This is a genomic window from Lysinibacillus sp. K60, from assembly GCF_019731275.1.
GTDB lineage: Bacteria > Bacillota > Bacilli > Bacillales_A > Planococcaceae > Lysinibacillus > Lysinibacillus capsici.
Window position 1 is genome coordinate 292,848 of sequence record NZ_JAASJR010000001.1, and the last position, 19,604, is coordinate 312,451.

The 19,604-nt window shown below is 39.1% G+C and carries 15 protein-coding genes; 14 read left to right on the forward strand and 1 reads right to left on the reverse strand.

Features of this window, described 5'->3' with window-relative positions; translation table 11 throughout:
* Positions 1–28 precede the first annotated feature (28 nt).
* From HCH28_RS01560 to HCH28_RS01620, 13 genes are all read left to right on the forward strand, one after another.
* Complete coding sequence (locus HCH28_RS01560; protein ID WP_221679342.1) at positions 29–997, forward strand: ABC transporter substrate-binding protein; 969 nt, start codon at positions 29–31, stop codon at positions 995–997.
* Positions 994–1,995: a FecCD family ABC transporter permease gene (locus HCH28_RS01565; RefSeq protein WP_004231533.1), complete on the forward strand. Its 1,002-nt coding sequence runs from the start codon at positions 994–996 to the stop codon at positions 1,993–1,995. Before HCH28_RS01560 ends, HCH28_RS01565 begins: the two co-directional genes overlap by 4 nt.
* Positions 1,992–3,452 carry an adenosylcobinamide amidohydrolase gene (locus tag HCH28_RS01570; RefSeq protein ID WP_221679343.1) on the forward strand — a complete coding sequence of 487 codons (1,461 nt, stop codon included), beginning with the start codon at positions 1,992–1,994 and terminating at the stop codon, positions 3,450–3,452. Before HCH28_RS01565 ends, HCH28_RS01570 begins: the two co-directional genes overlap by 4 nt.
* Positions 3,453–3,464: 12 nt before the next feature.
* Positions 3,465–4,028 carry a cob(I)yrinic acid a,c-diamide adenosyltransferase gene (locus tag HCH28_RS01575; RefSeq protein WP_004231536.1) on the forward strand — a complete coding sequence of 188 codons (564 nt, stop codon included), beginning with the start codon at positions 3,465–3,467 and terminating at the stop codon, positions 4,026–4,028.
* A gap of 361 nt (positions 4,029–4,389) precedes the next feature.
* On the forward strand, positions 4,390–6,609 hold the full coding sequence (locus tag HCH28_RS01580; protein ID WP_221679344.1) for a heterodisulfide reductase-related iron-sulfur binding cluster: 2,220 nt from the start codon (positions 4,390–4,392) through the stop codon (positions 6,607–6,609).
* Positions 6,610–6,805: 196 nt separating this feature from the next.
* Complete coding sequence (locus HCH28_RS01585; protein ID WP_221679345.1) at positions 6,806–8,011, forward strand: acetyl-CoA C-acetyltransferase; 1,206 nt, start codon at positions 6,806–6,808, stop codon at positions 8,009–8,011.
* On the forward strand, positions 8,011–8,862 hold the full coding sequence (locus HCH28_RS01590) for a 3-hydroxybutyryl-CoA dehydrogenase (protein WP_004269435.1): 852 nt from the start codon (positions 8,011–8,013) through the stop codon (positions 8,860–8,862). The genes HCH28_RS01585 and HCH28_RS01590 overlap by 1 nt, the downstream gene beginning before the upstream one ends.
* Before the next feature lie 59 nt (positions 8,863–8,921).
* The gene (locus tag HCH28_RS01595) at positions 8,922–10,058 is read left to right on the forward strand and encodes an acyl-CoA dehydrogenase (protein WP_221679346.1); all 1,137 of its coding nucleotides are present in this window, start codon (positions 8,922–8,924) and stop codon (positions 10,056–10,058) included.
* A gap of 127 nt (positions 10,059–10,185) precedes the next feature.
* Positions 10,186–11,322, forward strand: a complete 1,137-nt coding sequence (locus HCH28_RS01600; protein WP_004269437.1) for an acyl-CoA dehydrogenase — start codon at positions 10,186–10,188, stop codon at positions 11,320–11,322.
* 3 nt (positions 11,323–11,325) lie between these two features.
* Positions 11,326–11,958, forward strand: coding sequence for a TetR/AcrR family transcriptional regulator (locus HCH28_RS01605; protein ID WP_004269438.1), 633 nt, complete (start codon positions 11,326–11,328; stop codon positions 11,956–11,958).
* Between the two features lie 91 nt (positions 11,959–12,049).
* Complete coding sequence (gene icmF, locus HCH28_RS01610; protein ID WP_221679347.1) at positions 12,050–15,298, forward strand: fused isobutyryl-CoA mutase/GTPase IcmF; 3,249 nt, start codon at positions 12,050–12,052, stop codon at positions 15,296–15,298.
* A gap of 449 nt (positions 15,299–15,747) precedes the next feature.
* On the forward strand, positions 15,748–16,290 hold the full coding sequence (gene rpoE / locus HCH28_RS01615; RefSeq protein ID WP_221679348.1) for a DNA-directed RNA polymerase subunit delta: 543 nt from the start codon (positions 15,748–15,750) through the stop codon (positions 16,288–16,290).
* A 444-nt stretch (positions 16,291–16,734) separates the two neighbouring features.
* Complete coding sequence (locus HCH28_RS01620) at positions 16,735–18,327, forward strand: CTP synthase (protein WP_221679350.1); 1,593 nt, start codon at positions 16,735–16,737, stop codon at positions 18,325–18,327.
* A gap of 51 nt (positions 18,328–18,378) precedes the next feature.
* Here the strand turns inward: HCH28_RS01620 and HCH28_RS01625 are convergent, their stop codons facing one another.
* On the reverse strand, positions 18,379–18,909 hold the full coding sequence (locus HCH28_RS01625; protein WP_221679352.1) for a DUF2529 family protein: 531 nt from the start codon (positions 18,907–18,909) through the stop codon (positions 18,379–18,381).
* 153 nt (positions 18,910–19,062) lie between these two features.
* Here HCH28_RS01625 and HCH28_RS01630 point away from each other — a divergent pair, with 153 nt between their 5' ends.
* Entirely contained in the window at positions 19,063–19,422 is a 360-nt protein-coding gene (locus HCH28_RS01630; RefSeq protein ID WP_004269444.1) for a response regulator, read from the forward strand.
* Positions 19,423–19,604: the final 182 nt, after the last annotated feature.

The following is a 19,604-nucleotide window of genomic DNA, read 5'->3' on the forward strand; positions in this document are numbered from 1 at the left end:
TCGCATGGACCAACGAAGGAGGATTCACATGAAGAAATTTTGGAAAATAGGATTATCAGCATTTTTAGCAGTAGGCTTGCTAGCTGCTTGTGGGCAGGAAGCAAAAGATAACAAGTCATCTAACGAGCAGCAAACACAGCAAGAAACAGCACAGGTGGATGAAGCAACATTCCCAATGACGATAACAGATGCCCTTGGTAAGGACATTACACTTGAAGCACCTCCTGAGAAAATTGTTTCACTTATTCCGAGTAATACTGAAATCCTTTTTGGACTAGGTTTAAATGATGAAATAGTTGGTGTTACTGACAACGACGATTATCCGCCAGAGGCAGCTGAGAAGGATAAGGTTGGCGGTATGGAGTACGATATTGAAAAAATTATTGCCTTAAAACCAGATATCGTTTTTTCACACGAATCTAGCATGTCTCTTTCAGAAGAGGCTATTGCACAGCTTGAATCAGCAGGTTTGAAAGTTTTTGTAGTAAGAAATGCACAAGACTTTAATGAAACATATACAACAATTGAGCAACTTGGACGTGCTACAGGGAAATTACCAGAGGCAGAAAAAATTGTTGCTAATATGAAGGCGAAAGTAGAAGAAGTTTTGTCTAAAGTCAAGGATGTTGAACCCAAAAAAGTGTTAGTTGAAGCATCAGATGAGCCAGATATTTATACATCTGGCAATGGTACGTTTATGAACGCGATGCTTGAAATGATCAATGCAGAGAATGTAGCTGTAGATGGCGATAATTGGTATAAAATTGATGCAGAACAAATTATCGCAAAAAATCCAGATGTCATCGTGGTGACATATCATTATGTACCAGATATTTTAACGAAAATACCAAAACGGGCGGGCTTTGATACGATTAATGCCGTAAAAAATAATGCGATTGTGCAGGTAGATGAAAGTACAACAAGTCGTCAAGGGCCACGTTTAGCAGAAGGTCTAGAAGAATTAGCAAAAGCAATCTATCCTGAGGTATTTAAGTGAAAAAAATAGCACTAGCCTATACACTAACATGTACGCTTCTTCTTATTAGCATCTGGTGTGGCGTAGCGATAGGCTCAGTTCATATTCCATTAGAAGTATTATGGAATAAGGCGGTTGATGAAACAGCCGCCAATATTTTTTGGAAAATTCGTTTGCCTCGCGTGTTATTAGCGGGACTAGTAGGCGCATCTCTAGCTATTGCTGGAGCAGCATTCCAAGGTTTATTAAAAAATCCATTAGCAGATCCATATACACTAGGGGTTTCATCAGGGGCATCTGTTGGTGCTGTTTTAACGATCTTTTTTAGTATTTCTATACCTGTTGTCGGTTTGTATGCGCTGCCAACCTTCAGTATGATTGGTGCTATCATCACGATGGTAGTTGTTATGAGCTTTGCTAGACTCGTAGACCGCTCATTGAAAATGGAAACGTTGATATTAACAGGTGTTATTTTTAGTTCATTTTTAGGTTCCCTTATTTCATTAATGATTGCCTTATCTGGTGAAGAATTACGTCAGGTAATAGGCTGGCTACTTGGTTCTGTTTCGATGCGTGGTTGGCCATATGTCCAAATGATCATTCCATTTGTGATTGTAGGTTCAATTATGCTATGGACACAAAGAAGAGAACTAAATGTTTTGTTGTATGGTGAAGAACGGGCAAAACATTTAGGTGTTAATGTGAAGCGCAGTAAATATTTGATATTAGCAGGTGGCTCCATGCTCACTGGAGCGGCTGTAGCGGTTTCTGGCACAATTGGCTTTGTAGGATTAGTGGTGCCGCATATGACAAGGATGATTTGGGGTTCTGATCATCGCCATTTATTACCATTATCTTTTTTCAATGGTGCAACATTACTCATTATTTGCGACCTAGTAGCACGAACAATCATTGTGCCAAGAGAGCTACCAATTGGTGTTATTACGGCATTTATTGGAGCTCCTGTTTTCTCCTATATTTTTTATAAGCAGCGAAGAAGTAAGGGGGTACGGGCATGATTATTGTTGAACAGCTATCAGGTGGCTATGAAGATGTACCAATCGTCAAGGACATTAGTTTTACTGTTGAAAAAGGAAAAATTCTTGGTATTCTAGGGCCGAATGGTAGCGGGAAATCTACATTATTAAAAGTAATGAGTGGTATTTTACCAGCTACTGCTGGAACCATTTCGATTGATGGACAAAATATTCTTTCTTATAATGCTCGTGCTTTGGCAAAAAAAATGGCTGTATTACCACAGCTTCATGCAAATGCTTTCTCAAACAGTGTGAGAGAGGCAGTTTCACTGGGGCGCTATCCGCATCAAACAGGCTTTTTCTCGAGTTGGTCTGAACAGGACGAACAGGCTGTACAACATGCTATGCTACAAACAGGTGTAAAGCGATATGAGCATACACCAATGGAATTTTTATCTGGTGGTGAACAACAAAGAGTATTTGTAGCACAAGCCTTAGCTCAAACTGCAGAAATACTATTACTGGATGAACCAACTAATCATTTAGATATTGCCCACCAACGTCAAATTTTAGATATGGTTCGGAAGGAAGCGATGGAGTGTGGTTTAACGGTTGTTATGGTACTACACGATATGAATTTAGCCTCTCTTTATTGTGATGAATTATTGCTGATGGAAAGCGGACGAATGAGAGCACTTGGTGCACCACATGAAGTATTAATTGCCTCCCAAATTGAAGAAGTTTATCAAGCACGGGTGACTACATATGCTCATCCTGAAATACCAAAACCTCAAATTACAATGATGCCCGCAGCTACAGACTACCAACAGCGAGCTGTCATCAAAAAAGAGCATTTTATGATAACTGAACAATATATCCAACTTCAATCAGAGCTTCCTTTGAAGATCGTATCTTCGGCAGTTCATAACCCGGGTATAGGCTGGCATAATTGCTTATTAAATCGCTCAGTTCCTGGGGATTATGTCATCAGCGATGTGAAACGAGAAGTTAAAGAATTTTTAAAAAGGGAAAATTTTTCACCTACCAATACTGTTGTTATGCTAACCGCAGTACCAACAGCTCTAGTGGCCATCAATGAATTTTCAGCACCTTTTGGCAGTATAATCGTAGCTGTAACTGCTGGCGTAGGCAATGCAGTTGATGTATCTCGAGTCCATGAAAGACAAGATGATCCATATATTGGTACTATTAATACATGGGTTATCATTAATGGCTGTTTATCGGAAGAGGCATTTTTTCAGGCATTGATGACAGCAACTGAGGCAAAAACAAAGGCGTTGCAATCAGAAAATATTCGTGATGAACGAAGTGGAACTATTGCAACAGGTACTGCTACAGATAGTCTGTTAATTGCTGCAACTCAAAAAGGGGAAGAAATGCTGTATGGTGGCCCAATTACAGAAGTTGGTAAAATAATTGCAAAGGGTGTCTATGAAACAACAGTTCAGGCGATTAGGAATTACAAAAATCAGTTTTAGGAGATGAGAGAAATGAAGCTTTACACGAAAACAGGCGATACGGGGAAAACAAGTCTTATTGGAGGACGGGTTGATAAAGATAGTTTACGTGTGGAAACATATGGGGCAATTGATGAATTAAATTCCTTTATTGGGAAGGCTGTAAGTGAATTAGATCAAGCGCTTTTTAAGGATATTTTAACAGACCTAGAGACAATTCAGCATGAGCTGTTCGATGCTGGTGGAGACCTTGCTAATGTGATGAAAGAACGTCATTATAAATTAACAGAGCAACCGATTGAAGTACTTGAAGCTCGTATAGATGCTTTATCAGACGAAGCACCACCTTTACAACGTTTTATTTTACCAGGAGGTGCACCAGCAGCGGCAACTTTACACATTGCACGCACGGTTGCACGTCGAGCAGAGCGTGAGATGGTGACACTCATGAAAGAAGTTGAAGATGTACCAAAGGTTGTACAAAAATATTTAAATCGCTTATCGGATTATTTATTTGCAGCTGCACGTGTTGTAAATGCTCGCTTAAACGTTGCAGATGTTGAATATATCCGCAGTGGGAATGTTTTTAAAAAATAAAGTTTAATTTAGTAAATGTTTTTATACAAAAAATGAATTGCTAGGTATTAAGCTACGGGGCGGTATAGGTTTGTATGCAATTTTAGCAGATGTTCAAATGTCTACTGAATATGCGACATCCAACTAAGTACAAAAGGTAAGGAAAGTAAAAATTGCTACTTTGAAAAAATTCAGGGTGGCTTTTTTTCTTGTAAAATGTAAGAATATAAAATTATCAGAAATATTTCCGTTTTATGTTGACTGAATGCTCACTCATTTATTAGAATAGGAATATAATGATAAAGTGAAGTACATTTCTGTATGAACTAGCAAATTCGTCACAAAGAGAGAAAATTACGACAAACTAAAGGGGGGACCAACCATGAGTCCATTATTAATTGCTAACATTGTCTTAACAGTCGTGGTTGTGCTTTATGCAGTAGGATTGTTCTTCTACCTGTTGAAAACACGCTATAAGTATGTGCAATTGGGGAAAAAGGTTGAGTTTGATGAAAGTGTTAAAGAACGACTTCGTTATATTATGGTCAATGTATTTGGTCAAAATAAGCTATTAAAGGATCCAAAGAGTGGTTTAATACATGTTATGTTTTTCTATGGATTTTTGATGGTACAGTTAGGGGCCATTGATTTAATTTGGAAAGGACTAGCACCAGAGTCACATCTGCCACTAGGCATTTTCTATGGTGTCTTTACATTCTTCCAGGAACTAGTAGTTTTAATGATTTTAATCGCGGTAGTGTGGGCATTTTACCGCCGCTATGTTGAAAAGCTAGTGCGTCTAAAACGAGGATGGAAAAACGGCCTTGTATTAATTTTCATTGGGGGGTTAATGGTATCTACATTAATCGCTAATGGTATGGGATTAATTTGGCATGGTGAGGGATTAACTTATACGGAGCCAGTTGCTTCAAGTATTGCTGCTATTTTTGGCTTCTTACCTACATCAGTTGCCGCTGGTGTGTTTTATGTAATGTGGTGGGCACACCTTTTAATTCTATTAACATTCCTTGTATACGTACCGCAGTCTAAACATTTCCATTTAATTGTCAGTCCGCTTAATGTTTACATGAATCGTTTAGATCGTACGGGTACATTAACACCAATTGATTTTGAGGCCTTAGAAAATGCTGAAAGCGAAGAGGATATGCCTTCTATTGGGGTAGGACGCATACAGGACTTCACACAAAAGCAAATGCTCGATCTATATTCTTGTGTAGAATGCGGACGTTGTACAAACATGTGTCCAGCAACAGGAACAGGGAAAATGCTGTCTCCTATGGATTTAATCGTAAAATTGCGTGACCATTTAACATTTACGGGCGCAGTCGTAACAAAGCAAAAACCATGGGTTCCTTATCAATTCTTTGCCAATACAAAGGGTAATCAGCTTGCAATGGCAGCTGGTGCTGAAGGTGCTGTAATTGAGGATATCTACAGTCCATCTTTAATTGGCGATGTCATTACAGAAGAGGAAATTTGGGCTTGTACGACATGTCGTAACTGTGAGGATCAATGCCCTGTAATGAATGAGCATGTTGATAAAATTATTGATCTACGTCGTTATCTAACAATGACTGAAGGGAAAGTAAATCCTGATGCTCAACGTGCAATGACGAATATCGAACGACAAGGTAATCCTTGGGGCTTGAACCGCAAGGAAAAGGAAAATTGGCGTGATCTAGATCCAACAATCCAAATTCCAACTGTAAAAGAGCTGAAAAAATCTGGCGAGGAAATGGAGTATTTATTCTGGGTTGGTTCGATGGGAGCTTTCGACAATCGCTCTCAAAAAATCGCTTTAGCATTCTGCCGTCTATTAAACGAAGCTGGTGTGAAGTTTGCAATCTTAGGTAATAAAGAGAAAAACTCTGGGGATACACCTCGTCGTTTAGGGAATGAATTCTTATTCCAAGAGCTAGCTACAGCAAATATTGATGAGTTTGAGAAAAATGACGTGAAGAAAATTGTAACAATCGATCCTCACGCCTACAATATCTTTAAAAATGAATATCAAGACTTTGGTTGGAAAGGTGAAGTGTATCATCACACTGAGTTATTAAATCAGTTGATTGAGGAAAATCGTCTAGCGCTAAACTATGAGGTTCATGAAACGATTGTTTTCCATGATTCTTGTTATTTAGGCCGCTACAATGATGTATATGATGCCCCACGTGAGATCCTTCGAGGAATCCCTGGCGTGAAGCTTGTTGAAATGGAACGTAACCGCGAAACAGCGATGTGCTGTGGAGCTGGTGGTGGATTAATGTGGATGGAAGAGCATGTAGGAAATCGCATTAACGTAGCTCGAACAGAACAGGCTCTTGCAACAAATGCATCAGTTATTTCATCGGGCTGTCCTTACTGCCTAACAATGCTAGAAGATGGTACAAAGGCAAAAGAGGTTGAAGACTCTATTGGAACATTTGATGTTGCAGAATTACTAGAACGTTCAGTGTTTGGTGAAAAAGTAAAGGCAGTTAATCCTTCTTCCGAAGAAACAGAAGAAACATACGAAGAAGTGGTAGCGTCTATAGAAAATGCTCAACAAGACGAGAATACGGAAGCGAACGCAGAAAAATGATTGCTATTGCAGAAATATTTTAGTTATCTGAAAAATATAAATTGCACAATAAAAAATTGTTTTGTAGAATAAGATTAAATGGGAATGGGAGTTGAGATAATAAACTCCCATTTTTCCTCGATAGAAGTCGAGCGAGCGTTCAGTCAATAATGCTTTGCAGCTTCATCGAGAACGTAAAACAAAAGGGGTGTTTTACTTGAATAGAGCTGTAATTTTAGCAGGGGCAAGAACTGCATTTGGTAAATTTGGAGGTTCATTATCAGCATTACATGCGAGTGATTTAGGTGCGATTGCAATTAAAGGGGCATTAGAGAAAGCAAATCTTGCACCTGGGCAAGTGGATGAGGTAATTTTAGGTTCGGTTTTACAAGGGGGACAGGGGCAAATTCCTTCTCGACAGGCTGCTCTGAAGGCAAATTTACCAACAGCAGTAAAAACAGAAACAATCAATAAAGTTTGTGCTTCAGGGATGCGTGCGGTGACATTAGCAGATCAATTGATTCGTTTAGGGGACGAAGAAGTGATTATTGCGGGTGGCATGGAATCTATGTCCAATGCACCATATTATCTTCTGAATGGTCGAAATGGTTTGCGTATGGGAGATTCTACAATGGTAGATGGCATGCTATATGACGGCTTAACATGTGCTTTCGATAAAGCAAGACCGCATATGGGTAGCTATGGTAATGCAACAGCTAAAGAGTTCTCGCTAAGTCGAGAAGAACAGGACACTTGGTCAGTACGCAGTCATGAACGTGCGCTAGCCGCAATTGAAAAAGGTTACTTTGCTGAAGAAATCGTACCAGTAGAGATTCCTCAACGGAAAGGTGATCCACTTATTGTTGATACAGATGAGGCACCAAGAGCAGGAACATCTTTGGAGGTACTGGCGAAGCTAAAACCAGCCTTTGACAAAGATGGCACGATTACAGCAGGTAATGCACCTGGGGTTAACGACGGTGCATGTGCACTTGTTGTCATGAGTGAGGAACGTGCAAAACGTGAAGGTAGAGAACCATTGGCAGTAATCGTTGGTCACGAAGAACTTGCGCTTGAGCCAGAAAACTTCCCACAAACACCAGGTCTTGTTATTAATAAATTACTGAAAAAGACTAATAAATCATTAGCAGATATTGATTTAATTGAAATCAATGAAGCCTTTGCAGCGGTAGCTTTAGTCAGCAAGCAGTTGGCAGATTTAGATGCAGAAAAAGTGAATGTTAATGGCGGTGCAGTTGCTTTAGGTCATCCTATTGGGGCATCTGGAGCACGTATCATATTAACACTTGCACAGGAATTGAAGCGTCGTGGCGGTGGCATTGGCATTGCCGCAATTTGTTCAGGCGGCGGCCAAGGTGATGCAATTATGATTGAAGTACCAAAAACAGGGGGACTGAACTAATGGGAATTCAAAAGGTAATGGTCATTGGTGCAGGGCAAATGGGCTCTGGTATTGCCCAAGTTTGTGCACAAGCAGGCTTTGATGTGAAATTGAACGATATCAAACAAGAATTTTTTGAGCGTGGTTTAGGGGTTATTACCAAAAATTTGTCACGTGATGTAGAAAAAGGGCGCAAAACAGAAGATGAGAAGGCTGCTGTTCTAAGTCGAATTAGTATGTCACTAGATTTACAGGATGCTAGTGATGTAGATATTATTATTGAAGCAGCTGTGGAAAATATGGAAATTAAGCAATCCATTTTTAAGCAACTTGATGGCATTGCGCCAGCCCATGCTATTTTAGCTACGAATACATCTTCACTGCCTATTACAGAAATTGCAGCAGTAACAAAACGTCCAGAGCAAGTAATTGGTATGCACTTTATGAATCCTGTACCAGTTATGAAACTTGTTGAAATCATTCGAGGTTTAGCAACAACAGATGAAGTGTACAAAGCTGTTGAAGAGATGACGGTTAAATTATCGAAAACACCAGTAGAAGTGAATGATTTCCCAGGATTTATTTCAAACCGAATCCTACTACCGATGATTAATGAAGCGATTTATGCACTTTACGAAGGTGTGGCGACAAAAGAAGCAATTGATGATGTGATGAAGCTTGGTATGAATCATCCAATGGGGCCATTAACATTGGCAGATTTCATTGGATTAGATACTTGTCTTTACATCATGGAAATTTTACATGAGGGTCTTGGAGACAGTAAATATCGCCCTTGCCCACTGCTACGTAAATACGTTGCAGCTGGCTGGCTAGGTAAGAAATCAGGAAGAGGTTTTTACGTTTACGAGTAATCCTATGGGGATGGGGTTATTTAGATGTTTCGGGACAACTTAGAGGGGTGACATTATAGATGCATTTGCAATTTACAGATGAGCAAATTATGATGCGCGATATGGTTCGTCAATTTGCTCAGGAAAAAATTCAACCATGGGTGGCGCGAATGGAAGCGGGAGAATTTCCACGTGAACTTCTACAGCAAATGGGTGAACTTGGCTTAATGGGGATTACGACGCCAGAAGACTTAGGTGGCTCTGGCATGGATTTTACATCTTATATTATTGCGATTAATGAACTATCAAAAGTAAGCGCTGTAATGGGTGTTATTTTATCCGTCCATACTTCAGTTGGAACGAATCCAATTATTTACTTTGGGAATGACGAACAAAAGAAACGTTATGTACCAAAGCTTGCAACAGGCGAATATTTAGGCGCATTTTGTTTAACAGAACCAAGTGCAGGCTCAGACGCTGGCTCTTTACAGTCTAAGGCAGTGCGTGATGGCGATGATTATGTGATTAACGGCTCCAAAGTATTTATTACAAATGGTGGAGAAGCTGATGTGTATATTGTATTCGCCTCAACTAACCCAGCTGAAAAAACAAAGGGTATCTCAGCATTTATTGTTGAAAAGGGAACGCCTGGTTTAATCATCGGAAAAGATGAGCATAAGATGGGATTACACGGCTCACGTACAGTTCAGCTGACATTCGATAATTGTCGCATTCCAGCTGACAACCTACTTGGGGAAGAGGGAGAAGGCTTTAAAATTGCGATGGCCAATTTAGATGTTGGACGAATCGGCATTGCAGCACAAGCGTTAGGAATTGCTGAGGCGGCACTAGAAGCGTCTACTGCCTATGCTAAAGAACGCATTCAATTTGGCAAGCCGATTGCCACGCAACAAGGTGTTGGATTTAAGCTTGCGGATATGGCAACGGCAGTTGAATCTGCAAAACTGTTAGTCTATCGTGCAGCCGATTTACGAGCAAAAGGTTTATCATGTGGAGCAGAAGCTTCAATGGCTAAACTTTTCTCATCACGAACAGCGGTACAAACGGCAATAGAGGCTGTTCAAATATTTGGCGGCTATGGCTATACGGAAGATTATCCAGTAGAGCGCTATTTCCGCGATGCAAAGGTGACAGAAATCTATGAAGGTACAAGTGAGATTCAACGACTAGTCATTAGTAAACATTTACTGAAATAAAGCCTGATATTGCGAATGGTACAAAGTGATGTGTACCGTTCCAGAGTGAGGGGAAAACGCTCCTAATCTAAACTAACCATAATCAGGTAATACAAAACAGAGTCTAACTAAAAAGGGGAAATGGACAATGAACTTTCAGTTAACAGAAGAGCATGAACAATTACGTGAAATGATTCGTGATTTTGCTATAAATGAAGTGGCGCCAACAGCTGCTGAACGTGACGAAAATGAAGAATTTGACCGTGCGATTTTCGACAAAATGGCGGAGCTTGGGCTTACTGGTATTCCGTGGCCTGAGGAATATGGTGGTGCAGGATTTGATTACCTTGCATATGTCATAGCTGTTGAGGAACTTTCACGTGTTTGTGCCTCGACTGGGGTAACTTTATCTGCACATACTTCACTGGCAGGTTGGCCACTTTACAAATTCGGTACAGAAGAACAAAAACAAAAATACCTTCGTCCAATGGCTGAAGGCAAACATATTGGTGCATATGGTTTAACAGAACCTGGCTCTGGCTCTGATGCGGGTGGCATGAAAACTTATGCAAAACGTGATGGCGATGATTATATTTTAAACGGCTCAAAAATCTTTATTACGAACGGTGGAGTAGCAGATACATATATTGTATTTGCAGTAACAGATCCAGAAGCAAAACATGGCACATCCGCATTTATCGTGGAAGCTGGATTTGAAGGTTTCTCTGTAGGGAAGAAAGAAAAGAAATTAGGAATTCGTTCATCTCCAACAACAGAGATTATTTTTGATAACTGTCGTGTTCCAAAGGAAAATCTATTAGGGGCTGAAGGGGAAGGCTTTAAGATTGCCATGACGACACTAGATGGTGGACGTAATGGTATTGCAGCTCAAGCAGTAGGAATTGCACAAGGAGCACTCGATGCAGCAGTTGACTATGCCAAAGAACGTGTGCAATTTGGTAAACCGCTCACTGCAAATCAAGGCATTTCCTTTAAATTAGCTGATATGGCAACGCAAATAGAGGCTTCTCGACTTCTTACATACCAAGCGGCATGGTTAGAATCTAATAACCTACCATATGGTAAGGCATCTGCAATGGCGAAATTAATGGCTGGCGATACAGCGATGAGTGTAACGACAGAGGCGGTTCAAGTATTTGGTGGCTATGGTTATACAAAAGATTACCCTGTAGAGCGCTTTATGCGTGATGCTAAAATTACACAAATTTACGAAGGTACGCAGGAGATTCAACGTCTTGTTATCTCGCGTATGCTAACGAAATAATTGATGACTGATAAAGATAAAAGGCCCCAAGTACAGTCAACCGTAAAAGATGAAAATCTAATCGCCATTCGTCGTGAACAAATGATTCAAGGAGCTATTAAGCTATTTAAAGAAAAAGGCTTTCACCGTGCCACGACGAGAGAGATTGCAAAAGCTGCAGGCTTTAGTATCGGTACGTTGTATGAATACATCCGAACGAAAGAAGACGTTCTATACCTTGTTTGTGACAGTATCTATCACCATGCGATGGAGCGTCTTTCAAGTTATGAGATTAAAGCAGGAACAATTGATGAGTTAAAAGAAATGATTCGGGAATACTTTCTGCAAATCGATAGTATGGTTGATGAGCTAACAATCATGTATCAAGAAACAAAATCATTGTCGAAAGAAGCACAACGCTATGTTTTTAGTAAAGAGTTTGAAATGGTTGCCACATTTGAACGCTTGTTACAGCGATGTGTGCAGTCTGGCGAACTAACAATGACAGATAAGCAAATCCATTTAGCAGCCAATAACTTAGTTGTTTCAGGACAAAGCTGGGCGTTTCGCAAATGGGCTTTACATCGTCAGCATTCTATTGACGAATTCATTGACATGCAAATCACCTTGTTCATTTCAGGCATAAAGGGGTTTTAATATTTTGTAAGGGGTTTGTCGGCAATTGCATATAGCGATATTGCAATTGCCGGCTTTTTTTATTCAATATGGGAGAGAGTGGGGATTTCATATGACAAAGGTAGAAGTATATCGTCCAAAAAATCACGTACGTTTTGTGACAGCATCGAGTCTTTTTGATGGACATGATGCTTCAGTCAATATTATGCGACGCATTTTACAATCGAGCGGTGTAGAGGTAATCCATTTAGGTCATAACCGTTCTGTTGAAGAAGTCGTGAATGCTGCGATACAAGAAGATGCACAAGGGATTGCTGTTTCTTCTTATCAAGGCGGACATATGGAATACTTTAAATATATGTATGATTTACTGCGTGAAAAAGGAGCACCACATATTAAAATTTATGGCGGTGGTGGAGGAGTTATTTTACCTCGTGAAATTAAAGAGCTTCATACGTATGGCATTGCAGGTATATTCTCACCAGAGGATGGCCGTGTTTTAGGGCTACAGGGAATGATTAATGAACAAATTAAAGGAACAGATTTTCCTACTGCAACAGGTAATTATTTAGAGAAATTAAAGGCTTTAACGACAGAGACGCCTGAAATTTTAGCCAATCTAATAACAGCAGCTGAGTCAAATGACGATGAAGCTACGAAAGAAATGCTAGCAGAGGCAAGAAAGCTTTCAAAAAGTACGCCTGTAATGGGGATTACGGGAACAGGTGGTGCAGGGAAATCATCCTTAACGGATGAACTGATTCGCCGCTTCCTAAAAGAATTCCCAGATAAACGTGTAGCCATTCTATCAGTCGATCCAACAAAGCAAAAAACGGGTGGAGCTTTGCTTGGGGATCGTATTCGCATGAACGCTATTTTTAATAATCGTGTTTATATGCGTAGTTTAGCAACACGTGGCTCACGTACTGAATTATCTGCATCAATTGGTGATGTGCTAGATGTAGTACGTGTAGCGGGTTATGACTTAATCATCGTAGAAACAAGTGGAATTGGTCAAGGTGATGCCGAAATTACTAAATACACGGATCTATCCATGTATGTCATGACAAGCGAATTCGGTGCACCTACACAACTTGAGAAAATTGATATGATTGACTTTGCAGATGTTATTGCGATCAATAAATTTGAGCGAAAAGGCTCAGAGGACGCCCTACGACAAGTACAAAAACAATATCAACGTTCACGCGAGCTTTGGGATGAATCACTTGATAACATGCCAGTCTATGGTACAATAGCTAGCCAATTTAATGACAAAGGAACAAATGCATTATTCGCTGCCCTTGTTAAAATAATTAACGAAAAAACAGGTTTTAATTGGGAAACAAGCTATGAGCAATTTGCGAAAACGCAAAAGCAAGATGTTATTATTCCAAACGATCGCCGTTATTATTTACGTGAGATTACGGACACTGTCCGTGGCTATCATAAAAAAACAGAGCAGCAGGTGGCATTTGCTCGTCGACTGTTCCAATTAGAAGGTGCTATTGCAGCCGTTCAAGAAAAAGCGCCAGATGATGTGCTTGTGGCATCGCTTACTTCTTTAGCAGAAGGTGTTAGAGATGAATTAACAGCAGAATCTAAGCGTATATTGGATAATTGGCAGGCATTAAAAGAAGCTTATGCTGGTGATGAGTTTGTGACTAAAGTTCGTGATAAAGAAATTCGTACCATCTTAAAAACAACTAGTCTTTCTGGCACGAAAATTCCAAAAGTAGCCTTACCGAAGTTTGAAGACTATGGGGAAATTTTGCGTTGGGTTTATAAAGAAAATGTTCCTGGCGAATTCCCATATACGGCGGGGGTTTTCCAATTCAAACGTGAGGGTGAAGATCCGAAGCGTCAATTTGCTGGCGAGGGAACACCAGAACGGACAAATAAACGCTTCCACTATTTATCAAAGGATGATGATGCAAAACGTTTATCTACAGCATTTGACTCTGTAACATTGTATGGGGAAGACCCAGATTACCGTCCAGATATTTACGGTAAGGTTGGAGAATCAGGTGTATCGATCTGTACACTAGAAGATATGAAAAAGCTTTACGCAGGCTTTGATTTATGTGCACCGTCTACATCTGTATCAATGACTATTAATGGACCAGCACCTATTATTTTAGCGATGTTTATGAATACAGCAATCGATCAACAAGTTCAATTACGTGAGCAAGAGCTAGGACGAACTTTGACAGTTGAAGAGTTTACCGAGACACGTGAAAAAACATTGCAAGTTGTACGTGGAACAGTACAAGCTGATATTTTAAAGGAAGATCAAGGACAGAATACATGCATTTTCTCAACAGAGTTTGCCTTACGTATGATGGGCGATATTCAGCAATACTTTATAGACCATAAAGTACGTAACTATTATTCTGTTTCCATTTCGGGTTATCATATTGCGGAAGCTGGAGCAAATCCTATTTCCCAATTAGCCTTCACCTTAGCTAATGGCTTTACGTATGTAGAGTATTATTTAAGTCGTGGCATGAATATCAATGACTTTGCACCAAATTTATCATTCTTCTTCTCAAATGGACTAGATCCAGAGTATACAGTAATCGGCCGTGTGGCACGACGTATTTGGGCTATTGTAATGCGTGATAAATATGGTGCTAATGAGCGCGCTCAAAAGCTAAAGTATCATATTCAAACGTCAGGGCGCAGTTTACACGCACAAGAGATTGATTTTAATGATATTCGTACAACATTACAGGCTTTAATGGCATTACAAGATAACTGTAACTCATTGCATACAAACGCCTACGATGAGGCCATTACTACACCTACGGAGGAATCTGTAAGACGTGCTATGGCAATTCAAATGATTATTACAAAAGAGCATGGTCTAGCAAAAAATGAAAACCCACTACAAGGCGCATTTATTGTTGAAGAATTAACAGATCTTGTGGAAGAAGCAGTTCTTGAAGAGTTTGATCGTATTAATGATCGTGGCGGTGTGTTAGGTGCTATGGAAACACAATACCAACGTGGTAAAATTCAAGAAGAATCTATGTACTACGAAATGTTAAAACATTCAGGGGAGTTACCAATCATTGGTGTTAATACTTACTTGAACCCAAATCCACCTTCAGATGCTGATATAGATAATATGGAAATTGCGCGTGCATCGACAGAAGAAAAAGAGACGCAAATTCGTAATTTACAAGCTTTTTGGAAAGCACATGAAGAGGAAAGTGAAGCTGCGATTGCACGTCTACAAGAAGTGGCCGTCAATAATGGCAATATTTTTGCGGAGCTAATGGAGTCAGTAAAAGTAGCAAGTTTAGGACAAATTACAAAAGCTTTATATGAAGTTGGCGGACAATATCGTCGTAATATGTAAGCAAGGTTGTTCAAAACTCTTGTTTTCTATTTCAAGTATCATGCTTCTCTAATTTCTAGTGTCTAGTCTTAAGATTAGGCACTTCTTTTTATTTTCGTTATAATAGAAATGTAAAAAAAGGGGAGGCGCAGTAGAGGATGAAATCAGCTATTCACTACATAATTATATTAGCTTTAGTATTGGGAGCCTTTTTCCTGTATAATAAGCAAATTGGCGCTATTCCTTTACTACTATTATCTGTCTATTTGTTTTATCTTGGAATAAAAAAAATGCGTAATATAAAAAACAGTAATTGAAGCTAGCAAAGGGGCTAAAACTTTGTATATAATGGGTATTATGCTTATTGTATGGAAAGTACCTTTTGCGTGGCCATTTTTGCTGCGCTTGGAGAATAAAGCACCATGTAATTTTAAAACGTCCATTGTGACGAGGGAAAGGAAGTGCACGAATTGAATTTTCGTGAAATGACAAAGGAACAATTAACAGAAGAATCGTTAATTAACTTAGCTTATGCAATTTTAAATGAAAAACGTGCCTCAGTGTCTTTTAATGATTTATTAAAATTAATTCAAGAGCTTGTGGGCTATAGTGATGCAGAAATGAAATCCCGTCTGTTACAATTTTATACAGATATCAATATTGATGGTCGCTTCTTATATAATCAAGAAGCAGGCTGGGGCTTACGTGAATGGTTTAAAGTAGAGCAAATCGAAGAAGAAACAGCTCCTTCTGTTAAGACTCAAAAGAAAAAATCTAAAGCTGCCTTTGATGAAGAGGATCTTGATGAAGATGTAGACTTAGATGAAGAAGATATCGACTTTGATGAAGACTTTGAAGAGTTCATTGATGAAGAAGATCTTGAAGAAGAAGATGACGATAAAGAAGACATCGACTTTGATGATGAAGAGTTAGAAAAAATTGATGAAGAAATTGATGAAGAGTTTATCGATGAAGAGGAAGAAGAATTTGAAGAAGAAGAGGAAGAGATCTAATACAGTACTCTTAGAATTTTCTTTCTTTTAAGCTAGAAGCAAAAAATCTTGACTTCTATCACGGTTACGTTTAATCTTTTACTTGGGCTCCTTAAAAGAAGGAGAAAGACCGTGTATATAATACGCTCCCCCTGCAAACCTATGCAGGAGGAGCGTTTTTTTGTTTTTAACTTTAATCATTTTAGTTCTCCCATACTTTTAATATCGATATGAATATAAATGTTTTTAATTATTCATGATGTATAGTAAACGGTGACTGAATAGCTATTAGAGTTTTATGGTTTAAAGGAAAGTGGAAAAGAGATAGAACCGATTACAGCTTCGAATCGACTACATTTTGTAGACATTCTCGGCTTTTCTTTTTTTAGGGTATTAGAATGTAAATGGTTCTGATCCCCCCTAAACGCACTAATATTTTAGAACATCATAAGGAGGAATTTATTCATGACGAAGTATATTTTTGTAACAGGTGGGGTTGTATCATCACTTGGAAAAGGGATTGTTGCAGCATCTTTAGGCCGTTTATTAAAAAATCGTGGGTTAGAAGTGACGATTCAAAAATTTGACCCGTATATCAATATTGACCCAGGTACGATGAGTCCTTATCAACATGGTGAGGTTTTTGTAACAGATGATGGTGCTGAAGCAGATTTAGACTTAGGACACTATGAACGTTTTATTGATATTAACCTAGGGAAACATTCTACAGTAACTTCTGGTCGTGTTTACCAATCTGTATTACAGAAAGAACGTCGTGGAGATTATAACGGTGGAACTGTCCAAGTAATTCCTCATATTACAAACGAAATCAAAGATCGTATTCAACGTGCTGGTCGTGAAACAAACGCAGACGTTGTGATCACAGAGGTTGGTGGAACAGTAGGTGATATTGAATCATTGCCATTCCTAGAAGCCATTCGCCAAATGAAAACAAATTTAGGGCATAACAATGTAATGTATATTCACTGTACACTTATTCCCTATATTAAAGCAGCTGGTGAACTTAAAACAAAACCTACACAGCATTCTGTTAAAGAATTACGCTCTTTAGGTATTCAGCCAAATATTATCGTAGTTCGTACTGAACAAGAAGTACCACAAGAAATGAAAGAGAAATTAGCGTTATTCTGTGATGTTCAACCACATGAAATTATTGAATCTCGTGATGCTGAGCATTTATACGAAGTACCATTAAACCTACATGCGCAAGATATAGATGATATCGTTTTGGATCATTTTGGTATGGAAGCTCCAGAAGCAGATATGGAAGAATGGCGTGAGCTTGTAGAAAAAGTGAAGAACTTACCAAATAAAAGAAAGGTAGCATTAGTCGGGAAATACGTAGAACTACAAGATGCTTACATTTCTGTAGTTGAGGCATTAAAGCATGCTGGATATGCATATAATTCTGATATTGAAATTGACTGGATTAATGCAGAACACGTTGATGCTGACAATGTTGCCGCGCTATTAAAAGGTGCTGACGCTATTTTAGTACCAGGTGGCTTTGGTGATCGTGGTGTTGAAGGTAAAATTTTAGCAACACAATATGCACGTGAAAATAATGTTCCTTTCCTTGGCATTTGTTTAGGAATGCAATTAGCAACAGTAGAATTTGCACGTAATGTTCTTGGCCTAAAAGGTGCTCATTCTACAGAACTTGATGCAAATACAGAGTATCCAATTATCGACTTCTTACCAGATCAAAATGATACTGTAGATATCGGTGGTACTTTACGTTTAGGTTTATATCCATGTAAATTAAAGGATGGTTCAAAAGCAAGCAAAGCTTATGGTAAAGAGCTTGTTTATGAGCGTCATCGTCACCGCTATGAATTTAACAATGAATATCGTGAGGCAATGGAAGCAGCTGGCCTTGTCTTCTCAGGTACAAGCCCTGATGGCAAATTAGTTGAAATTATTGAGCTACCAGAAAACAATTTCTTTGTAGCCTGTCAATTCCACCCAGAGCTAGTGTCACGTCCTAATCGTCCACAACCATTGTTCCGCGACTTTATCGGCTCAACATTTAAATAATCAGAAAGAGTTGTCTCGTTATACACGAGACAACTCTTTTTAAGTTGATCACTACAATTCTTCTTCATCCAACCCAAGCATTTCATCATAAGCAATTTTGACAGCTTCATATACAAAGAGTCCTGCAAGTGCATGTGGTACAACAATACGTTGACCTAGATCATTTGGTATTAAACCGCCTTTAATGCGCGTAGAAACATACGTATAGGCTAAATCTGCAAGAGGGTTATCTCCACTAGCTGCTTCACTAGCTATAGCAGCAAAGGGAATAAATTGTGTATTTAATTTTTGGGCTAAGACGAGTGCTTCTTCATCATATGCACTACGAGTAAAAATGCAAACCCGATCAGCTTCTGTTAAGCTTGTGTCTGTAGTCCAAGGTGCTAACTTGCTAAAGGTTTCGACTGCTTGAAGTGCATTTAATTCCACAACCTGCATTTCTCCAAAGCAAGCAAAATAGACGTTTCCTTCGCCGATTGCGGCTTGTGCTAATAACCTTGCTGTCTCCTCGATAGCATCTTCTTCATTTTGTGTAATTCTTTGTAATAATCCACTTAATTGTGTTGTTAGAATTTTTGACATGTTCCCACCTCTATTCATATTATAGAGGGTAAAAGGTAGAAAGCAAAAGCAGATAATTTATAATACTAGAAGGTATTAAGCTGAAAAAGGAGAATTATACATAATAAAGAAAGTTTTTGTGTAAGAATAAAACTAAAAAGGGCGGAATGCGATGTGAAACGATTACTAATTGTCGATGATCAGCAGGGAATTCGTTTACTTTTAAATGAAGTGCTGAAAAAGGAAGGATATATTACATATTTAGCAGCGAATGGTTCAGAGGCATTAAAGTATGCAGACGAACAAGAGATGGATTGTGTTTTACTGGACATGAAAATTCCAGGAATGGATGGTATTGAAATTTTGAGACGTTTAAAAAAGAAATTTCCGAAGCTGCCTGTTTTTATGATGACAGCATACGGAGAATTGGATGTTGTGCAAGAAGCGTTAGAATTAGGAGCCATTCGTTACTTTACAAAACCGTTTGATATTTTCGAAGTGCGTGATGAAGTAAATAAAGCTTTACAAGTTTAAAAAGCAGGCAGTGGACACACGGCCTGTTTTTTTATGTTGATTAATAGCCTCTGCATTTCAGGTGAGAGGACTTCGTTGCGTTACCCTTCAGCCGCTCCGTTACCCTCCGCTTTCGGGTAGAAAATAATAGCCCCTGCTTTTCAGGGGAGTAGGACTTCGTTGCGTTACCCTTCACTTCGTCA

What these genes read in the sequence shown, in the direction of transcription:
- HCH28_RS01560 (WP_221679342.1), top strand. Translation starts at nt 29, where the DNA reads ATGAAGAAATTTTGGAAAATAGGATTATCAGCATTTTTAGCAGTAGGC.
- HCH28_RS01570 (WP_221679343.1), top strand. Translation starts at nt 1,992, where the DNA reads ATGATTATTGTTGAACAGCTATCAGGTGGCTATGAAGATGTACCAATC.
- HCH28_RS01575 (WP_004231536.1), top strand. Translation starts at nt 3,465, where the DNA reads ATGAAGCTTTACACGAAAACAGGCGATACGGGGAAAACAAGTCTTATT.
- HCH28_RS01580 (WP_221679344.1), top strand. Translation starts at nt 4,390, where the DNA reads ATGAGTCCATTATTAATTGCTAACATTGTCTTAACAGTCGTGGTTGTG.
- HCH28_RS01590 (WP_004269435.1), top strand. Translation starts at nt 8,011, where the DNA reads ATGGGAATTCAAAAGGTAATGGTCATTGGTGCAGGGCAAATGGGCTCT.
- HCH28_RS01595 (WP_221679346.1), top strand. Translation starts at nt 8,922, where the DNA reads ATGCATTTGCAATTTACAGATGAGCAAATTATGATGCGCGATATGGTT.
- HCH28_RS01600 (WP_004269437.1), top strand. Translation starts at nt 10,186, where the DNA reads ATGAACTTTCAGTTAACAGAAGAGCATGAACAATTACGTGAAATGATT.
- HCH28_RS01605 (WP_004269438.1), top strand. Translation starts at nt 11,326, where the DNA reads ATGACTGATAAAGATAAAAGGCCCCAAGTACAGTCAACCGTAAAAGAT.
- icmF (WP_221679347.1), top strand. Translation starts at nt 12,050, where the DNA reads ATGACAAAGGTAGAAGTATATCGTCCAAAAAATCACGTACGTTTTGTG.
- HCH28_RS01620 (WP_221679350.1), top strand. Translation starts at nt 16,735, where the DNA reads ATGACGAAGTATATTTTTGTAACAGGTGGGGTTGTATCATCACTTGGA.
- HCH28_RS01625 (WP_221679352.1), bottom strand. Translation starts at nt 18,909, where the DNA reads ATGTCAAAAATTCTAACAACACAATTAAGTGGATTATTACAAAGAATT.